General features: G+C 71.0%; 12 protein-coding genes and 1 pseudogene. 5 read left to right on the forward strand and 8 right to left on the reverse strand.

Annotated features, from left to right (window positions below):
* Positions 1–31 precede the first annotated feature (31 nt).
* The gene (locus OG522_RS05605; RefSeq protein WP_329461812.1) at positions 32–811 is read left to right on the forward strand and encodes a DeoR/GlpR family DNA-binding transcription regulator; all 780 of its coding nucleotides are present in this window, start codon (positions 32–34) and stop codon (positions 809–811) included.
* A gap of 90 nt (positions 812–901) precedes the next feature.
* On the opposite strand, the gene OG522_RS05610 is transcribed toward OG522_RS05605, so the two are convergent.
* Together OG522_RS05610 and OG522_RS05615 are read right to left on the reverse strand one after the other, a co-directional pair.
* A complete protein-coding gene (locus tag OG522_RS05610; RefSeq protein WP_329461813.1) occupies positions 902–1,690 on the reverse strand; it encodes an alpha/beta fold hydrolase in 789 nt (262 codons plus the stop codon).
* Positions 1,691–1,814: 124 nt separating this feature from the next.
* Positions 1,815–2,414, reverse strand: coding sequence for a TetR/AcrR family transcriptional regulator (locus tag OG522_RS05615; RefSeq protein WP_329461814.1), 600 nt, complete (start codon positions 2,412–2,414; stop codon positions 1,815–1,817).
* A 170-nt stretch (positions 2,415–2,584) separates the two neighbouring features.
* Here OG522_RS05615 and OG522_RS05620 point away from each other — a divergent pair, with 170 nt between their 5' ends.
* The 3 genes and pseudogenes from OG522_RS05620 to OG522_RS05630 form a co-directional block, all read left to right on the forward strand.
* Positions 2,585–3,403: a phosphatase PAP2 family protein gene (locus OG522_RS05620; protein ID WP_329461815.1), complete on the forward strand. Its 819-nt coding sequence runs from the start codon at positions 2,585–2,587 to the stop codon at positions 3,401–3,403.
* Positions 3,400–4,287 carry a DMT family transporter gene (locus OG522_RS05625; protein WP_329461816.1) on the forward strand — a complete coding sequence of 296 codons (888 nt, stop codon included), beginning with the start codon at positions 3,400–3,402 and terminating at the stop codon, positions 4,285–4,287. The genes OG522_RS05620 and OG522_RS05625 overlap by 4 nt, the downstream gene beginning before the upstream one ends.
* Positions 4,288–4,314: 27 nt before the next feature.
* Positions 4,315–4,701, forward strand: a pseudogene (locus OG522_RS05630) (TetR/AcrR family transcriptional regulator C-terminal domain-containing protein); the annotation flags it as partial.
* Here the strand turns inward: OG522_RS05630 and acuI are convergent.
* The 4 genes from acuI to OG522_RS05650 all read right to left on the reverse strand — a co-directional run bounded on the left by acuI (position 4,691) and on the right by OG522_RS05650 (position 10,464).
* Positions 4,691–5,674, reverse strand: a complete 984-nt coding sequence (gene acuI / locus OG522_RS05635; protein WP_329461817.1) for an acrylyl-CoA reductase (NADPH) — start codon at positions 5,672–5,674, stop codon at positions 4,691–4,693. The pseudogene OG522_RS05630 and the gene acuI sit on opposite strands and share 11 nt — an antisense overlap.
* A 120-nt stretch (positions 5,675–5,794) precedes the next feature.
* Entirely contained in the window at positions 5,795–8,464 is a 2,670-nt protein-coding gene (locus OG522_RS05640) for a TIM-barrel domain-containing protein (RefSeq protein WP_443074664.1), read from the reverse strand.
* Positions 8,465–8,741: 277 nt separating this feature from the next.
* Positions 8,742–9,047, reverse strand: coding sequence for a hypothetical protein (locus OG522_RS05645; RefSeq protein WP_329461818.1), 306 nt, complete (start codon positions 9,045–9,047; stop codon positions 8,742–8,744).
* Positions 9,048–10,071: 1,024 nt separating this feature from the next.
* On the reverse strand, positions 10,072–10,464 hold the full coding sequence (locus tag OG522_RS05650) for a nuclear transport factor 2 family protein (protein WP_329461819.1): 393 nt from the start codon (positions 10,462–10,464) through the stop codon (positions 10,072–10,074).
* A gap of 103 nt (positions 10,465–10,567) precedes the next feature.
* Here OG522_RS05650 and OG522_RS05655 point away from each other — a divergent pair, with 103 nt between their 5' ends.
* Positions 10,568–11,011, forward strand: coding sequence for a MarR family winged helix-turn-helix transcriptional regulator (locus OG522_RS05655; RefSeq protein ID WP_329461820.1), 444 nt, complete (start codon positions 10,568–10,570; stop codon positions 11,009–11,011).
* A gap of 449 nt (positions 11,012–11,460) precedes the next feature.
* Here the strand turns inward: OG522_RS05655 and OG522_RS05660 are convergent, their stop codons facing one another.
* Together OG522_RS05660 and OG522_RS05665 are read right to left on the reverse strand one after the other, a co-directional pair.
* Entirely contained in the window at positions 11,461–12,516 is a 1,056-nt protein-coding gene (locus OG522_RS05660) for a cobalamin B12-binding domain-containing protein (RefSeq protein ID WP_329461821.1), read from the reverse strand.
* The gene (locus OG522_RS05665; RefSeq protein ID WP_329461822.1) at positions 12,513–14,057 is read right to left on the reverse strand and encodes a PP2C family protein-serine/threonine phosphatase; all 1,545 of its coding nucleotides are present in this window, start codon (positions 14,055–14,057) and stop codon (positions 12,513–12,515) included. The genes OG522_RS05660 and OG522_RS05665 overlap by 4 nt, the downstream gene beginning before the upstream one ends.
* Between the last annotated feature and the right edge of the window lie 395 nt (positions 14,058–14,452).

Below are 14,452 nucleotides of genomic sequence, written 5' to 3' on the forward strand. Positions count from 1 at the left end.
CGGTCACCGGTACGAAGAACGGAGGGTGCGGATGTCGCGCGACGCCCGCTGGCAGGCACTGCTCGAACTCCTCGTGGAGCAGGGTCGCCTTGAGGTCGACGAGGCGGCGACGGCCCTCGGCGTGTCGGCGGCCACCATCCGCCGCGACTTCGACCAGCTCGCCGAGCAGCAGATGCTGGTGCGCACGCGGGGCGGCGCGGTCGTGCACGGCGTCTCCTACGAACTCCCCCTGCGCTACAAGACGGCGCGGCAGGCCTCGGAGAAACAGCGGATCGCGAAGGCGGTGGCGGCTCTGGTCGCCCCCGGCGAGGCGGTGGGTCTGACGGGCGGCACCACGACGACGGAGGTCGCCCGCGCGCTGGCCGTGCGGCCCGAACTGGCCGCCGGATCACCGGCGTTGACGATTGTGACCAATGCGCTCAACATCGCCAACGAGCTCGCGGTTCGCCCACAGTTCAAGATCGTGGTGACGGGCGGGGTGGCCCGCCCCCAGTCGTACGAGCTGACGGGGCCGCTCGCGGGCGGGGTGCTGAACCAGATCACCATGGATGTGGCGGTGCTCGGCGTCGGCGCCTTCGATGTGACGCACGGGGCATCGGCGCACGACGAGGACGAGGCCGGCATCAACCGGCTGCTGTGCGAGCGGGCCGAACGGGTCATCGTGGCGGCGGACTCCACGAAGCTGGGCAAGCGCACGTTCGCCCGGATCTGCGCGACGTCCCAGGTCGGCACGCTGGTCACCGACACGGCGGTCTCGCCGGAGACGGCGGCGCGGTTCACCGAGGCCGGGGTGAGGGTCCTCGCGGTGTGACCCGCCGACGAGCCCGCCCTGTGGGCTGGGCATACGGTCCACCCACACACCCCGGGCCCGACCGGCGGGCCCGCCCCCCCGGCCGCGCTCTCAGGCGGTCAGGAAACGGGCGATCCGTTCGCCCCACGTGGCGATGTCCGCCGAGTCCGACGAGACGTGCAGGCGCGCACCCGGCAGGATCGCCGCGAGCTGCTGCGCCGTCGACAGCGGGTGGACCGGATCGTCGGCCAGCGCCAACAGCAGGGCAGGTTGGGTCAGTTGGGCGAGGGCGTCGCGGTCGGGGAGGTCGGAGTCGGCGAGGCCCCGGTACACGGCGGGCACGAGATCGCCCTCCACACCGCACTCGCGCGGCGGGTATCCCGGCACTCCGGCGAGGGAGGGCGGCACGCGGGTGGCGGCCGTCAGGGCGGTCAGGATTTCGGCGCCGCGCTGCTCCACGAGGTCGGCGACCTTACGGTAGCCGGCCGCCTGGGCCGGGCGGGTCTCCCAGGCGGTCGGCGGGATGAGCAGCACCAACCGGTCTAAGAGCAGCGGCTGTTGGAGCGCCGCGTGCAACACCGTCGCACAGCCGAGGGAGGAACCCATGCCGGTCACCGGCGCCTCGCCACCGAGGTGGCCGAGCAGGGCGACGAGGTCCTTCGCGAACCGGTCGAAGCGGTAGTCGGCCGGGTTGGGGCGGCCGGTGGAGGCGCCGTGGCCGCGGGCGTCGTACCGGACGAAGCGATGCGTGGGCAGCCGCTCAACCGGCTCCCAGCTGAACATGCCGAGCCCGGCTTCGACCTCGCGGCTCAGCGGGGCTCCGTGCGCGTAGACGGCGAGCGGGCCCTCACCGGTGTCGTCGTAGTCGAGGCGTGTGCCGTCGGGGAGCGTGAAATGCACGGATCATGCTAACCGGGGCCGGGGGTCCGGGTCCGCTCCCCGGGTTCCGCAGACCACCGACCGAACTCCCTTAGCGCAAGCGGTAGTTGACGCGAGGACCCAGCGCCCGCTCCCCCGACCCCGCTCAGCCGATCCGCAGCGCCGGGAAGATCACCGATTCGAGGAGTCCGAGCAGGGTGTCCTCGCCGCGGAAGCGGTCCTCGAAGAGGCGCTCGATGCGCAGCATGCCCATGATCATGGGGGCGACGTAGCCGATCGCGGGGTTGTCCGCGGCCACCTCGCCGCGTTCGACGCCGCGCTGGAGCATCGCGTCCAGTGCGGCGATCTCCGGGTTCAGTACCGTCTCGCGGAGGGCTTCGCGCAGGTCGGGGTGCTTGATGTAGGCCTGCCCGACGGCTTCCATCAGCTCGGTGTCGGGGCCCTCGCGGCGACCGACCGCCCGCGCCGCCTCACGCAGGTCCCCGGCGAGGGTACCGGTGTCGATGCCGGTGAAGAAGGAGCAGCGGCTCTTGCCGAGGGCCGCCGTGACGAGCAGGGGCTTGCTCTTCCACTGCCGGTACAGGGTGGCCTTGCCGCACTTGGTGCGCGCGGCGACGCCCTCCATGGTCACGGAGTCGTAGCCGCCCTCTCTGAGCAGGTCGAGCACGGCGTCGTACAGCTCCAGCTCGCGCTCGGGGCTGATCTTGCTGCGGCGGGCAGCGGCCGTGGCGGCCTGCGTCGACATCGTTCCCTCCGGAGAAAACAAGGGGTGCTCCTGCACATACGAGAGTAGGCTCCGCTCAACCGAGACGCAAACGTATCGAGACGTTTGCGTCTCGATGACTTTGGATCTAGCCTGCCTATGTTTGCTTCCGTTTTTTCCACGTATTGATCCAGGTTCAAAGGGGCCGGAGAATGCCTGCCGGTATAACCAAGGGGACGCGTCGCCAGACCCGTCCCACCGGACCGGAGACGACCGCATCCCGGCCGCCCCTGGTACGCGAGCTGCTGCTCGTGACCGCGCTCTTCCTCGTCTACAAGTTCGGCCGTCAGCTGGCGAACGGGCACGAGGCGAGGGCCTTCGACAACGCCGACCACGTGTGGAGCTGGGAGCGTGCGCTGCACCTGCCCGGCGAGGGCTCCGTCCAGCATCTGCTGCTGCACGGCGACGCCCTGGTCAAGGCCGCCAACACCTTCTACGCCACGGTGCACTTCCCGGCCACTGTCGCCTTCCTGGTCTGGCTGTATCTGCGCCGCCCCGAGCACTACCTGTGGTCGCGCCGGGTCCTCGCCGCGCTCACCGCCGGCGCCCTGGTACTGCACATCACGCTCCCGCTCGCCCCGCCGCGGATGCTCGCGGCGACCGGGCTCATCGACACGGCTCAGGTGTACGGACCCTCCGTGTACGCGGCGACACCGGACAACGACGCCATGGCGAACCAGTTCGCCGCGATGCCCTCGCTGCACTTCGGCTGGGCGCTGATGGTCGCCATCGGGCTGATCGCGGCGACCCGCGGGCGCCTGCGGTGGCTGTGGCTGCTGCATCCGCTGGTCACCCTGCTCGTGGTGGTGGGCACCGCCAACCACTACTGGCTGGACACGATCGTGGCCGCCGGGATGCTCGGCGCGGTGCTCTGCTTCGTACCGGCACCCCGTCGCGTCACACAGTTGCCTGCGGCATCCATGTCGGACCGGCGCACCGCTGTGCCGCAACTCTCCGAGGCCGCGCGATGAACGAGTCCGCGCTGCTCGCCATCCTCCTCTCGCTCGCTTCGGCCGCCGGATACGCGCTGGCCGCCGTCGGCCAGTCCCGGCTCGCGGCCCAGGGCGGCGGTGGGCTCGGCAAACTGCTGACCCGGCCGCTGTGGTGGTGGGCTGTCGGCCTCAACGCGGCGGGCGCGCTCATGCACGTGGCCGCGCTCCACTACGGTCCGCTCACCCTGGTCCAGCCGCTCGGCGCGCTCACCCTGGTCGCCGCGCTGCCCCTCTCCGCGTACTACGAGCGGCGGCGCGTCACCCGGCGCGAATGGCGCGGTGCGGCCTGGACGCTGGCCGGGCTCGCCGGCCTGATCGCGGTCACTGGGCCCGCCACCCCCGGCGACGCGCTGAGCCTGCGCGAGGCCCTCGCCATCGCCTCCACCACCGCCCTGCTGCTCGCCTTCCTGGTACGCGCCGGAGCGCACTCCGCGCACGGCGGCCGCCTCGGCCTGGCCACCGCGTCCGGGGTCGCCTCGGCGGTGGCGTCGGCGCTGACCCAGACGGTCACCGCGTCGCTGGCCCCCGAACTGCCCGGAGCTGCCCTGGCCTGGTGGCAGACCACGCTGGTCGCGGTGCTCGTCGCGACGTTCGCGGTCGGCGGGCTACTGCTTTCGCAGTCGGCCTACCGCGGTGGCCTGGCCGCCCCGCTGGCCGTGGTGAACCTGGCGAACCCCGCCGCGGCCGCGGTGATCGGTGTCGCGCTGCTCGGCGAAAGCTTCCACGGCGGACCGCTCGGCTGGGCAATCGCCGCGGCGTCGGCGAGCGTGGCCGCCCGCGGCGTCATGATGCTGACCGGCGCCACCCCCGCGGAACTGCCCACAGAACTGCCGACCGCCGAACCGGCCCACCTCCCCGCCTGAGTCCGCACCGGAGCGCGCGCCTCAGGCGTCCAGCGCGATCGCGCCGAGTGGGCGCTGGCCGCGCTCGATGGGCGCGGGCTCGAACCGGCCACCATGTTGGACGTGCACGTGGTGCTGTACGGCTATGTGCAGGGGATCGCGACCAGCCTGGAGCAGGAGACCCAGGCGGCGGCCAGCACCGGAGTGAGCGCGGAGGGCTGGATGGAGCAGCAGGACGCCACCCTCAACTCCCTTGCCGCATCGGGGAGATACCCGGTCTTCACCCGGGTCACCGCGGCCTTGGGAGGCGGGTACGAGCTGCGGCTCGACGCGGTCTTCGAGTTCGGTCTCGGCCAGCTGCTCGACGGCTTCGCGGGGATCCTGGAGGGCGGCCGACCGGGACCGGCCGCCCCTGCTTCGTCCGTCAGGCGTTGACGTCCACGACCGTGCGGCCGCGGACCTGGCCGGCGAGGATACGGTCCGCGACGGCGGGTACCTCGTCCAGGCCGACGACGGTGGTCATCCGCTCCAGGAGGGCCGGATCGAGATCGCGGGCCAGGCGCTCGTACGCCCTCACGCGGCGCTCCATCGGCGCCTGCACGGAGTCGATGCCGGCCAGGGTCACCCCGCGCAGGATGAACGGCAGGACGGTGCCCGGGAGATCGGGGCCCTGGGCCAGGCCGCAGGTGGTGACCGTACCGCCGTAGCGCGTGCTCGCGAGGACGTTGACCAGGGTGTGGCTGCCGACCGAGTCGACCGCGCCGGCCCAGCGTTCCTTGCCGAGCGGACGGCCCGGGGTGGAGAGTTCGGTGCGGTCGATGATGTCGGCGGCGCCGAGTTCGCGCAGGTAGTCGGCCTCGGCGGGCCGGCCGGTGGAGGCGATGACCCGGTGTCCGAGCCGGGCGAGGAGCGCCACCGCGACCGAGCCGACACCGCCCGCGGCACCGGTGACGAGCACGTCGCCGCTCGCCGGGGTTAGGCCCGCGTCCTGAAGGGCCAGGACGCTGAGCATCGCGGTGTATCCGGCGGTGCCGATGGCGGCGGCCTGCCGGGTCGTGAGCGGGGCGGGCAGCGGAACCAGCCAGTCACCACTGACCCGGGCCTTCTGCGCGAAGCCGCCGTCGTGGCTCTCGCCGACCCCGTAACCGTTGAGGACGACCTTGTCACCGGGCACGAAGGAGGCGTGGCTGGAGGATTCGACGGTGCCCGCGAAGTCGATCCCGGGGATCAGCGGATACGTCCGCACGATGCCCTTGTCGGCGAGCGCGAGGCCGTCCTTGTAGTTGACGGTCGAGTAGTCCACGGCGACGGTCACATCGCCCTTCGGGAGCTCGCTCTCCTCCAGCGTGACGGTCTCGACCCGGTGGCCCTGCTCGTCCTTGCTCACTCGGATGGCGCGGAATGACATCGAATCGATCCCCTAGCAGTCGGGTGCCTGTACGCCGATCCTGCCTCACCGCCGTTGCCGACGTGCGAAGGGGCCGTACCGGACGGCTCACGGTACGGCCCCCGACCAGGTGGCGGTCGATCAGGCGAGCTCCACCGAGAAGCCGTGCCCGGTGGGCAGCGACGGTGTTTTCACCTCCGTCACTCCGGTCGCGGGGTCGTAGTACCAGCCGGTGCCCGCGGCCGCGAGCTCGGCGGCGGACCCGTAGCGGTGCAGCCGGGCACCGCCGAGGGCGGCGACCGCGGGGGCCGCCTTGGTGTGCACGGTGAAGCGGTAGCAGCGCGCCGACGCCTTGCCCTGGTAACCGCCCACGCTTGCACCGACGTTGATGACCGAGGCGCGCCCAGCCGAGGTGACCTCGACGCGCTGGGTGGCCGAGGCGCCCTGGGCGTACTGCCGGGTCACCCCGTCGTCCTCGTACAGCGTGTACGAGGAGCGGCCCGGCTGCGGGTAGATGTCGTAGTCGAGCTCGCCCTTCTCCCGGGTCTGCCACGATGTCGTGCCCTTGGGCCACATCGGCACGATGGAGCCGCCCTTCACGAACAGCGGCAGGGTGTCCAGCGGTGCCGCGTAGTTGTTGACGGTCGTGGGGCCCTGGTAGGTCTTGCCCGTCCAGTAGTCGGTCCAGGTGCCCTTGGGCAGATAGATGCCGTTGCGGACGCTGGTGTCGCTGTAGACGGGGGCGACCAGGAAGTCGGGTCCGGCCAGGAACTCGTACTTGGCGTTCGCGCCGAGGGTGTTCGGATCGTCCGGGTACTCGAGCGAGAGCGGACGGACCGCGCCGACGCCGGTCTTCGTGGCGTCCTTGGAGAGCCCGTACATGTACGGGATGAGCCGCTCCTTCAGCTGGAGGTATTTGCGGTTGATGGCGGCGTACGGTGCGCCGTCGAGCCAGGGCTGCTGGTCGGCGGCCTTGCCGGTGGCGAGGTCCTTGGCCCAGCCGTCCATCGTCATGATGGCGGGCAGGAACGCCTTCCATTGGAGGTCGCGGGTGTACATCTTCGGGTCGTGGCCGAAGATGCTGCCGACGTCGCCCGTGTTGTACGCGATGCCGGAGAGCGTGGCGCCCGCGTAGGTGGGGATCTGCCAGCGCAGGTAGTCCCAGCTGAGCTTCTGGTCGCCGCTCCACAGGACACCGCAGCGCTGCGCGCCGGACCAGGAGACGGGCAGCCACACGAATCCGCGGGCGTCGCTGTTGTCCTCGATGCCGGCCTTCGCCTGGTCGCACGCGTTCAGGGCGAATCCGTAGCCGTTGCCGACCCAGGCGACGTCCAGTTTGGCGACCCGCTGGCCCGCCTTGACCTGGTCGGCGAGTTTGTCGAGGCCGTCCTGCGTCCAGAGGCCGAGCTGGGCGTTGTGCGCCTGGAGGCCCTTGCCGGTTTCGGCGAGGTTCTCGTAACCGCAGCCGTAGCCGTCGTTGACGAGCATCCACCCGAGCGGCATCTGGTTCTGCGTGTAGCCGTCGGCGACCTTGAGTGCGTCCAGGGTGTGCCGTTCGCCCCGGTTGGCGTTGTGCAGATAGCAGTCGGAGTCGCCGGGTTCGAGTCCGTACACCGGCGGCATGAACGGCTTGCCGACCAGCGAGGTGTACTTGCCGATGACGGACTTCACGTCGCCGGTGAAGTAGTAGGCGTCCAGACGCCGTTCCTGCTGCCCGGTGCGCACCCGCGGCCCGAAGTCGTACGCGCCGGGCGCGAAGGTGTTGCGGAACACGCCGTATCCGGCGGAGGAGATGTAGAAGGGCTGCGAGTTGTTCCAGCCGCCCTCGTTCCAGTTGGTGTTGTTGCCGACGTTCATGATCTGGTCGCGGTGGGAGAAACTGCCGTTCTGCTCGCCACCGCCGAAGAACTGCTCGTTCGCACCGCGGGTCAGGCTCTGTCGCATGCCGCCGGAGGTCCAGCGCAGCGGGTCGGCCTCCGACCAGATGGCGGTCCTGTTGTCGCCCTTGTAGAGCGCGAAGCGCAGCGGCTTCTTGTAGACGCGCAGGACGACATCCTTGCTGCGGATCCCGTAATAGGCCCCCGCGTCAAAGGACTTGGTGTTCTTCTGCGGCTTCGGCTCGGTCTGGATCATGTGGCTGCCGGGCGGGTCGGTGAACGTGCCGTCCGGAGTGGCGCGCAGCCGCAGCGTGTCGTCGGCGAGGAAGTCCGCGCGGGCCTTGAGCGCGCCCGCCGCGATGTCGTACGTGCCGTCCTTGCCGCTGAAGCCGGTGAGGTTCCCGGCGTCGGTCGGCTCGGGCAGGTAGGCCTTGCCCGTGAACGAGTTGTGGTGCACGTCGTAGGGGACGACGACCACGTGGTACGTCCCCGACGCCTTCGGTATGACGGTCGCCTCGGGGTCGGCGGTGCCCGCGCTGGAGGCGACCTGTTTGCCGGCGTCGTCGTAGATGTACATGTCGAAGTCGTCGGTGGGGGTGGCCCATTGGATGGAGACGGGCACACCGCCCTCCGGGTTGTCGTCCCACTGGCCGGGGGGCGGGTTCACGGTCAGGTCGAAGCGTGCGCAGACCGCGCCCGCCGGGTCCTGCGCGGGCGGCGGGCACTTGTCGGGCGAGCCGACCGTGCCCTTCTCGTAGAGCGGGCTCTGCCAGGTCACGGACTTGGTGCCGCTGTCCAGAACACCGCCGGGCGGCGCCGCGGCCTCGGCATGGGCGGCCGGAACGGTCAGGGCGGTGAGGGCGAGCGCGAGCGCCGAGAACACGGCGACGGCGGGACGTCGGGGCGGGCGGGGACGGTGCCGGTGGATCCGCAAGGGTCGTTCTCCGTTCGTACCGAGCAACAGCCGGACGTAGCGTGCGCGTTCATGCTTGGAACAGTGGAGTTTCGAGCATCAAGATTCACCGTGAGCCGGGTACATGTCAACGGCTGGGGCGTGCGGGGCTCCGTGAAACCTCGATGCGGGCGTTGGCGGTTGGGGCGCCCGTGCTGATCGGAGGCGGAGGTGGACAGCGCTGAGCCCGCGCCGCCTGGGTTCAACTTCCGGCGGCGCGGGCTCGGTGACTTGTTCTGCGGCTGTACCGCCGCATCCCTCAGGGCAGGACGAACCAGTCCATGCCGAGTGCGGCGGCGAGGCCCACCACCAGGAGCCAGGACCCCAGCCGCGTACGCCCGTTGCGGCTCAGCTCGATGACCACCCCGCACAGGATCAGGGCGAGTCCGTACACGCCGACGACGAGGACGGAGGAGCGTGTCGCGATGCGCACCACGAGGACGACGGCCATCGCGGCCATGAGCACCCCGGCCGCAACCATCCGCAGCCGCCGCGCCTGCCGGGGCGCCATGCCCACGCGTGCGGCCTCGCCGCTGAGGCCGCCGTCGACCGCCTCGGCGCCCACGACCTCAGCCGCTGAATCACCGGAAGCAGCGGGGGCGGCGGAGACGCCGGGGGCGTTGGAGGTGGCAGGGTCCTGGGGGGCCTCGGGGGTGCCGGGGGCTGCGGGGGGCGGGGTGGCGTCGGAGGTTGCGGGGGCAGGGGTGGCGTCAGAGGTTGCTGGGGCCTCGGGGGTGCCGGAGGCTGTGGGGGGCTCGGGGGCCGGGGTGGTGTCAGAGGCAGCGGAGGTTTCGGAGGTACCGGAGGCCGCGGGGGGCCGAGTTGCCTCAGACGCAGCGGGACGCTCGGGGGTACCGGAGGCCGCGGGGGCCCGGGTTGCCTCAGACGCAGCGGGGCGCTCTGGGGTACCGGAGGCGTCAGAGGTTGGGGTCCCGGAGGGCTTAACATCCCCGGAGGCTATGGGAGTTGCAGGAATCTCCGAGCTCCCGGGGCTGACTTCGGGAGCCTGCGCGGCTTGTGATTCCCCGGCCGGTTCCGGCTCTTCCGGGGTCTCGGATCGGGAGGCGGCGGAGTCCTGCGTACCCTCCGCGCTCTTGCGGACTTCGGGGCTCTCCGGCTTCGACGGCCGCCGCTCCGAATGCTGTTCGGGCAGCGTCGCCTTCGCTGTTGCGCGCGCTTGTGCAGCCGCGTCCACCGTCTGTTCCTGATCCGAAGTGCTCATGAGCTCGGATCGTAATCGCTTCACGGGCCACGGTGTTCTGCCCTGCCCCGGAGAAAGCCCGCCCCGAAGCGGCCCCGCCTCGGCCACGGCGGCCGCTCAGTTGGCCAGACGATTCCCGGTGCGGGCAGGGAACGGGCAGTCAGGCAGCGGTCGGTGGCGTCACCGCTCGTGGTTGCACGACGCGCTCGTACGGCACGGCTGTTCAGCGCCCCTCCACGGCAAGGCCGTACGGCACGACTCCACGCCACAGCCACACGACACGCCCGACAGCCCGCCCCGGCCCTGCGGCGGTCCCCCGGGGCGGAACCGCAGGGCGGTGTGCCCTGCGCCCGCCCCGGGTCAAGGCGGGAGCGGCATGCAGGAGCCCCTAGCGGGCGCTGCCCAGATCGCGGTCGGCGTCGGAGCCCTGAAGCATCAGGGTGGTCTCCTCTATGCGGCTGAACCGGCCGTCGGAGGCGAGGTCCGCGAACACGTACACCTCCATGCTCACCGACGAGCCGTCCGTCTTGACGATGTCGACGGTGTGCCGGTCGGCGTACTTGTCGCCGTCGGACAACTCCTCGTGCACCACGACGCGCCCGTCGGCGACGACGGTGCGCAGGTGGGAGATGTGGTCGATGAACTCGGCGCGGTCGGCCCACTCCCCGTCCGTGCGCTGGCGGTACTCCGGGGTGAAGTGCCGGTCGGCGGCTTCCGCCACGGTGATGTCCCGGTTGAGGAGGAGGTCGTTGAGGGCGGCGGCGATGCCGGTGCGGTTCATGATGGTCGTCCTTTCAACACAAGATCAAGCAATGCGTGCGCTGCGCACGCATTGCTGTGACTGTAGCAGCAGACGCGTGCGTTGCGCACGCTATTCTTGGGCCGTGGAAAACGAAGTAGGTCACGAGATCGCGGAGGCGCTGGGCATTCTGCTGCGGCGCACCACGCGCGCACAGCTGCACCGACGACTCACCGAGGGCATGGGCGAGGGGGTGGACGAGGCGACGTATCCGGTGCTCAGCGCGCTGGCGCGGACCGGGCCGCGCAGCGCGGCCGACCTGGCTCCCGATGTCGGCATCGACCGCTCCGGCGTCACTCGCCGTGCCTCCCGGCTGGAGGCCGCCGGGCTGATCAGCCGCGAGCCGGATCCCCATGACCGGCGGGCGCAACTGCTCGTCCTCACCGAGCGGGGGCGGCTCGCGGTGGCGGAGCTGCGGGCGCGGCTGGCCGCCCACATCACGACGAGCCTGTCCACCTGGCCGCCCGGCGAGGCCGAGGCCTTCGCCCACCAGCTGCACCGCTTCATCGCCGAAGGGCCGTTCAGCTAGCGAGCGCCGTGCGCGCGCCCTGCGCAAGATCGCCGGGCCGGTCGCCCGGCCCGGAAAACGATCAAGGGCCGGTTCGGATTTCTCTGAACCGGCCCTCGAACTGCGACTTCGAAAAGTCGGGACGACAGGATTTGATCCTGCGCCCCCTTGACGCCCAGGCGGTCGAGAGGGCGTCCAACTGATGCTCACCCGTCCCAATCGCGCAGGTCAGGGCCTATCCCGTCCAACCCGCATGGCGCCTGATGCCACCTCATGACATCCAGTCCGTGAGAGGCGCGTGAGAAGCAGCAACGCGAGCGGGAGTACGCAAGTGCCTTGCCACACACTCTCGCGTGCAGGGATGTTCCGCTTCCTTAGGAGTCCCCGAGGGTTGATAGTGGCCCGTCGTCCGGGCCAGGGGCGGACTCGGGCGGCCAACAGCGTGCGTCTCCCGTAACCTGCCGCAGGGATCAGGCGTCCGTCCAGGTGTGTCCGGCCCGCTCCAGTCGTCCTTGACCCGCTGCCAGGTGGGTCAGGGTGCGGGGAAGATCGCTCAACGGCTCGCAGAGGGCCCGGACCACCAGGTCCAGGCCGGCCGGCGGTATCCCGCGGGGGGCCAGCACATCGGCGAGGAACACCAGGAAGTCCGTGAAAACGCGCGGGTCGTCGACGAAGACACCGGCGGCGAGGAAGTCCACCAGGAACCCCAGGTCCTCGACCGCGGCCTCATATCGGTCGTCGGCACATCGCCGCATCGACGGGAAGCATCGGCGCAGGTGGTCGACCAGGTGCCGCAGAAGATCACCGCGGCGGCTGACGAGTTGGGCATACTCCCCGTCAGCCAGGTGGTCCAGTGCGGGCGCCCCGGTCAGCGGCGGCGGCCACTGCTCCCCCAGCAGGTCCGCGGCGTCCACGGCGGTGCGCGCGTACAGGTCGGCACCCAGCGCACGAGCCCAGATGCCGTCCGGTCCGAAGCCGGCCCCACCGACCAGGACCGGTACACGCGCCAGTCGGCACGCCTCGATCGTGCGGTACATCCGGGGCAGGCGCACCGCCAGCATGCACGACAGGGCGATCAGATCAGAGCCGTTCTGATGCAGATACGAGATCAGGTGTGCGGTGGGTACACCGGCACCGAGGAACCGCACCGCGAAGCCGCGCAGCCGCAGTACCTCCGCAACAATATGGGCGGGCAGGGTGTGCCATTCGCCGTCCGGACAGGCCACCACCACGCTCCCGAGAGGAGGGTCGGGGACCACGGTCGCGGCGGCGAGTGCGGAGACGGCCCGGTTGCTGACATGGGTGGCCGCGTGTTCCTGGGCCACACTCCACTCGTTGGTCACCCAGCGCTCGCCGACCGCTGCCTGGGCGGGTGCGATCAGGTCGAGCAGCAGGTCCTCGGCGCTGACGCCGCGGGCGAGAAGGTCCAGGACGAGCGCCACGGCGGCGGTCTCGTCCGCTCGGGCCAGGGTGTCGTCGAACGCCGTGCGAACACTCTCGATGGCGTCGGAGCGCTCGGCGGTCACCGCGGCTGCCCCACATCCGCTGACGGCGCAAGCGCGGGAGCCTGCACGGCGAGAACGGCGAGGTCGTCGTGGTCGCCTCCGGCCAGCCACTGCCCGGTGCGCAGGTCGATACGCTCGGCGACCGCGCCGGCCGGCATGCCGAGGCAGGCGGCCAGGTCGCGCTTCAACCGCCGTTCGCCGTACATCTCCTGCTCCGTCGGCCCACCGCGCGCCTCGGTCACACCGTCGCTGTACAACAGCAACAGTTCGCCGGCTGCCAGCCGGATCTCCGTCTGGTGGAAGTCCGGGTCGGGCAGGGCGCCGACCAGCGTCCCACCGATGTGCACCTCGTCCACCCTGCCGTCCTTGCGCAGCACCAGTGGCGGCAAATGCCCACCGCCTGCCAGCACGACGTCCAGCGCGCCGTCTCGCGCCGAGCCGGCGGACCCCGTCACCAGTGTCGTGAAGGGAATGGGACCTCCCTCCAGAAGCGCCTCATTGAGCAGCTGCAGCATCCTTACGGGCCGGGATTCCACCAGAGCCAGCGATCGGAGGCTCTGCCGCACCCGTCCGGCGAACACCGCCGCCTCGACCCCCTTGCCGCAGACGTCGCCGAAAAAGAACCTGACACCGCCCTCGGCGTCCGCCCGGACCTGGTAGAAGTCGCCGCCGAGCCACAAAGTTTCGCGGGCGGGCCGGTACGCGGCCCCGAGGTGGACCCCCGCCACGTGCGGAAGCGGGTCAGGTTCCAGCCCGTCCTGCAGCACGGCAGCGGTGTGCACCTGCTCGGCATAGAAAGCCGCAGCCGCCAGCGCGAGGCTCGCACGCGCGGCGAACTGCCGCGCCAGCTCGACGTCCGCCGCACCGAAGCCCGTCCGCTGTGGTCTGTGCGCCAACACCAGTACGCCGGCCGGCATCCCGGGCCCGGGGAGCGTGACCACCAGGGCCTGACCAGCCGGACTCGGATCCTGCGGCAGCGCTCTGCCCAGCCGCGCCACTTCCTGCCAGTCGCACAGTACGGGCTGTTCCACCAACCCTCTCAGGGCGTGGGCCACTGATGGGGCCTGGTCCAACGCCGCTGCCGGCAACTGGCCGGCGCACTCGTCCGGCCCGTAGAGGTGCCAGGCTACGCAACGTCCCCGGACCGGCAGGAACAGGATGGCCGTGTCCGCCAGGGCGGGGACCGCCACCCGCACCACCGCACGCACCGTACGGCCGTGGTGGAGGGAGGCCGCGAGCTGCTTCCCCGCCTCCGCCAGGAAGGCGGAGCGGGCCCGCTCCGCCTTCAGCTCGTTCTGGCGCTCATGGACCGCGCTGTCGTCGCGCACCAACCACACACAGTGACCGGCGAGAGTCCCGTGGCCGTGCAGCACCACCCGGTGCCCTGACAACCGGCGCCCGTCAGAAACTGTCTCGAAGCAGTCCACACCCTCGGCCATGGGACGCGACAGCGGCCCAGGGAGCGGCTCACCGATGCGCAGCTGAGGGAAGAGTCGTTCCGCCTGGACGTTGCACCAACTCGGCAGCCCGGCCGCGTCGCAGACTACGACGGCCTGATCCACCAGATCCAGCAACCTCGCGCACACGCCGGCCGGCAGCTCTGGTGTCGCCGGCGTCGCACGTGGCCTGTCCTGTCGGCGTGACGCAGCAGACGAACCAGGGACCGAAAGGCCCGGCGCCTGCGTCCGCCAAGGTGTCTCGCGGCCGCCGCTGGTCACCGCCGCCCGCTCACGCTGTCGTCGGCCACGGCAGCGGCGCACCGGCAACCTGCTGCATGGCAAGGCAGGTTGTCCAACAGCTGGATCACCGCCTTCTTCACATCGCCAGAAGACTCCCCCGAAGCAACGGTAGCGCGATCTCGACAGGGCCGTCGTGGGCTCCGGCGGATCACGGCCGGGCGGATGCGCGGGCAGCGACACCAGACTTCCCCTCGCCCGGATGGACCGCGAAGAATCGG

Source organism: Streptomyces sp. NBC_01431, from assembly GCF_036231355.1.
Classification (GTDB): Bacteria; Actinomycetota; Actinomycetes; order Streptomycetales; family Streptomycetaceae; genus Streptomyces.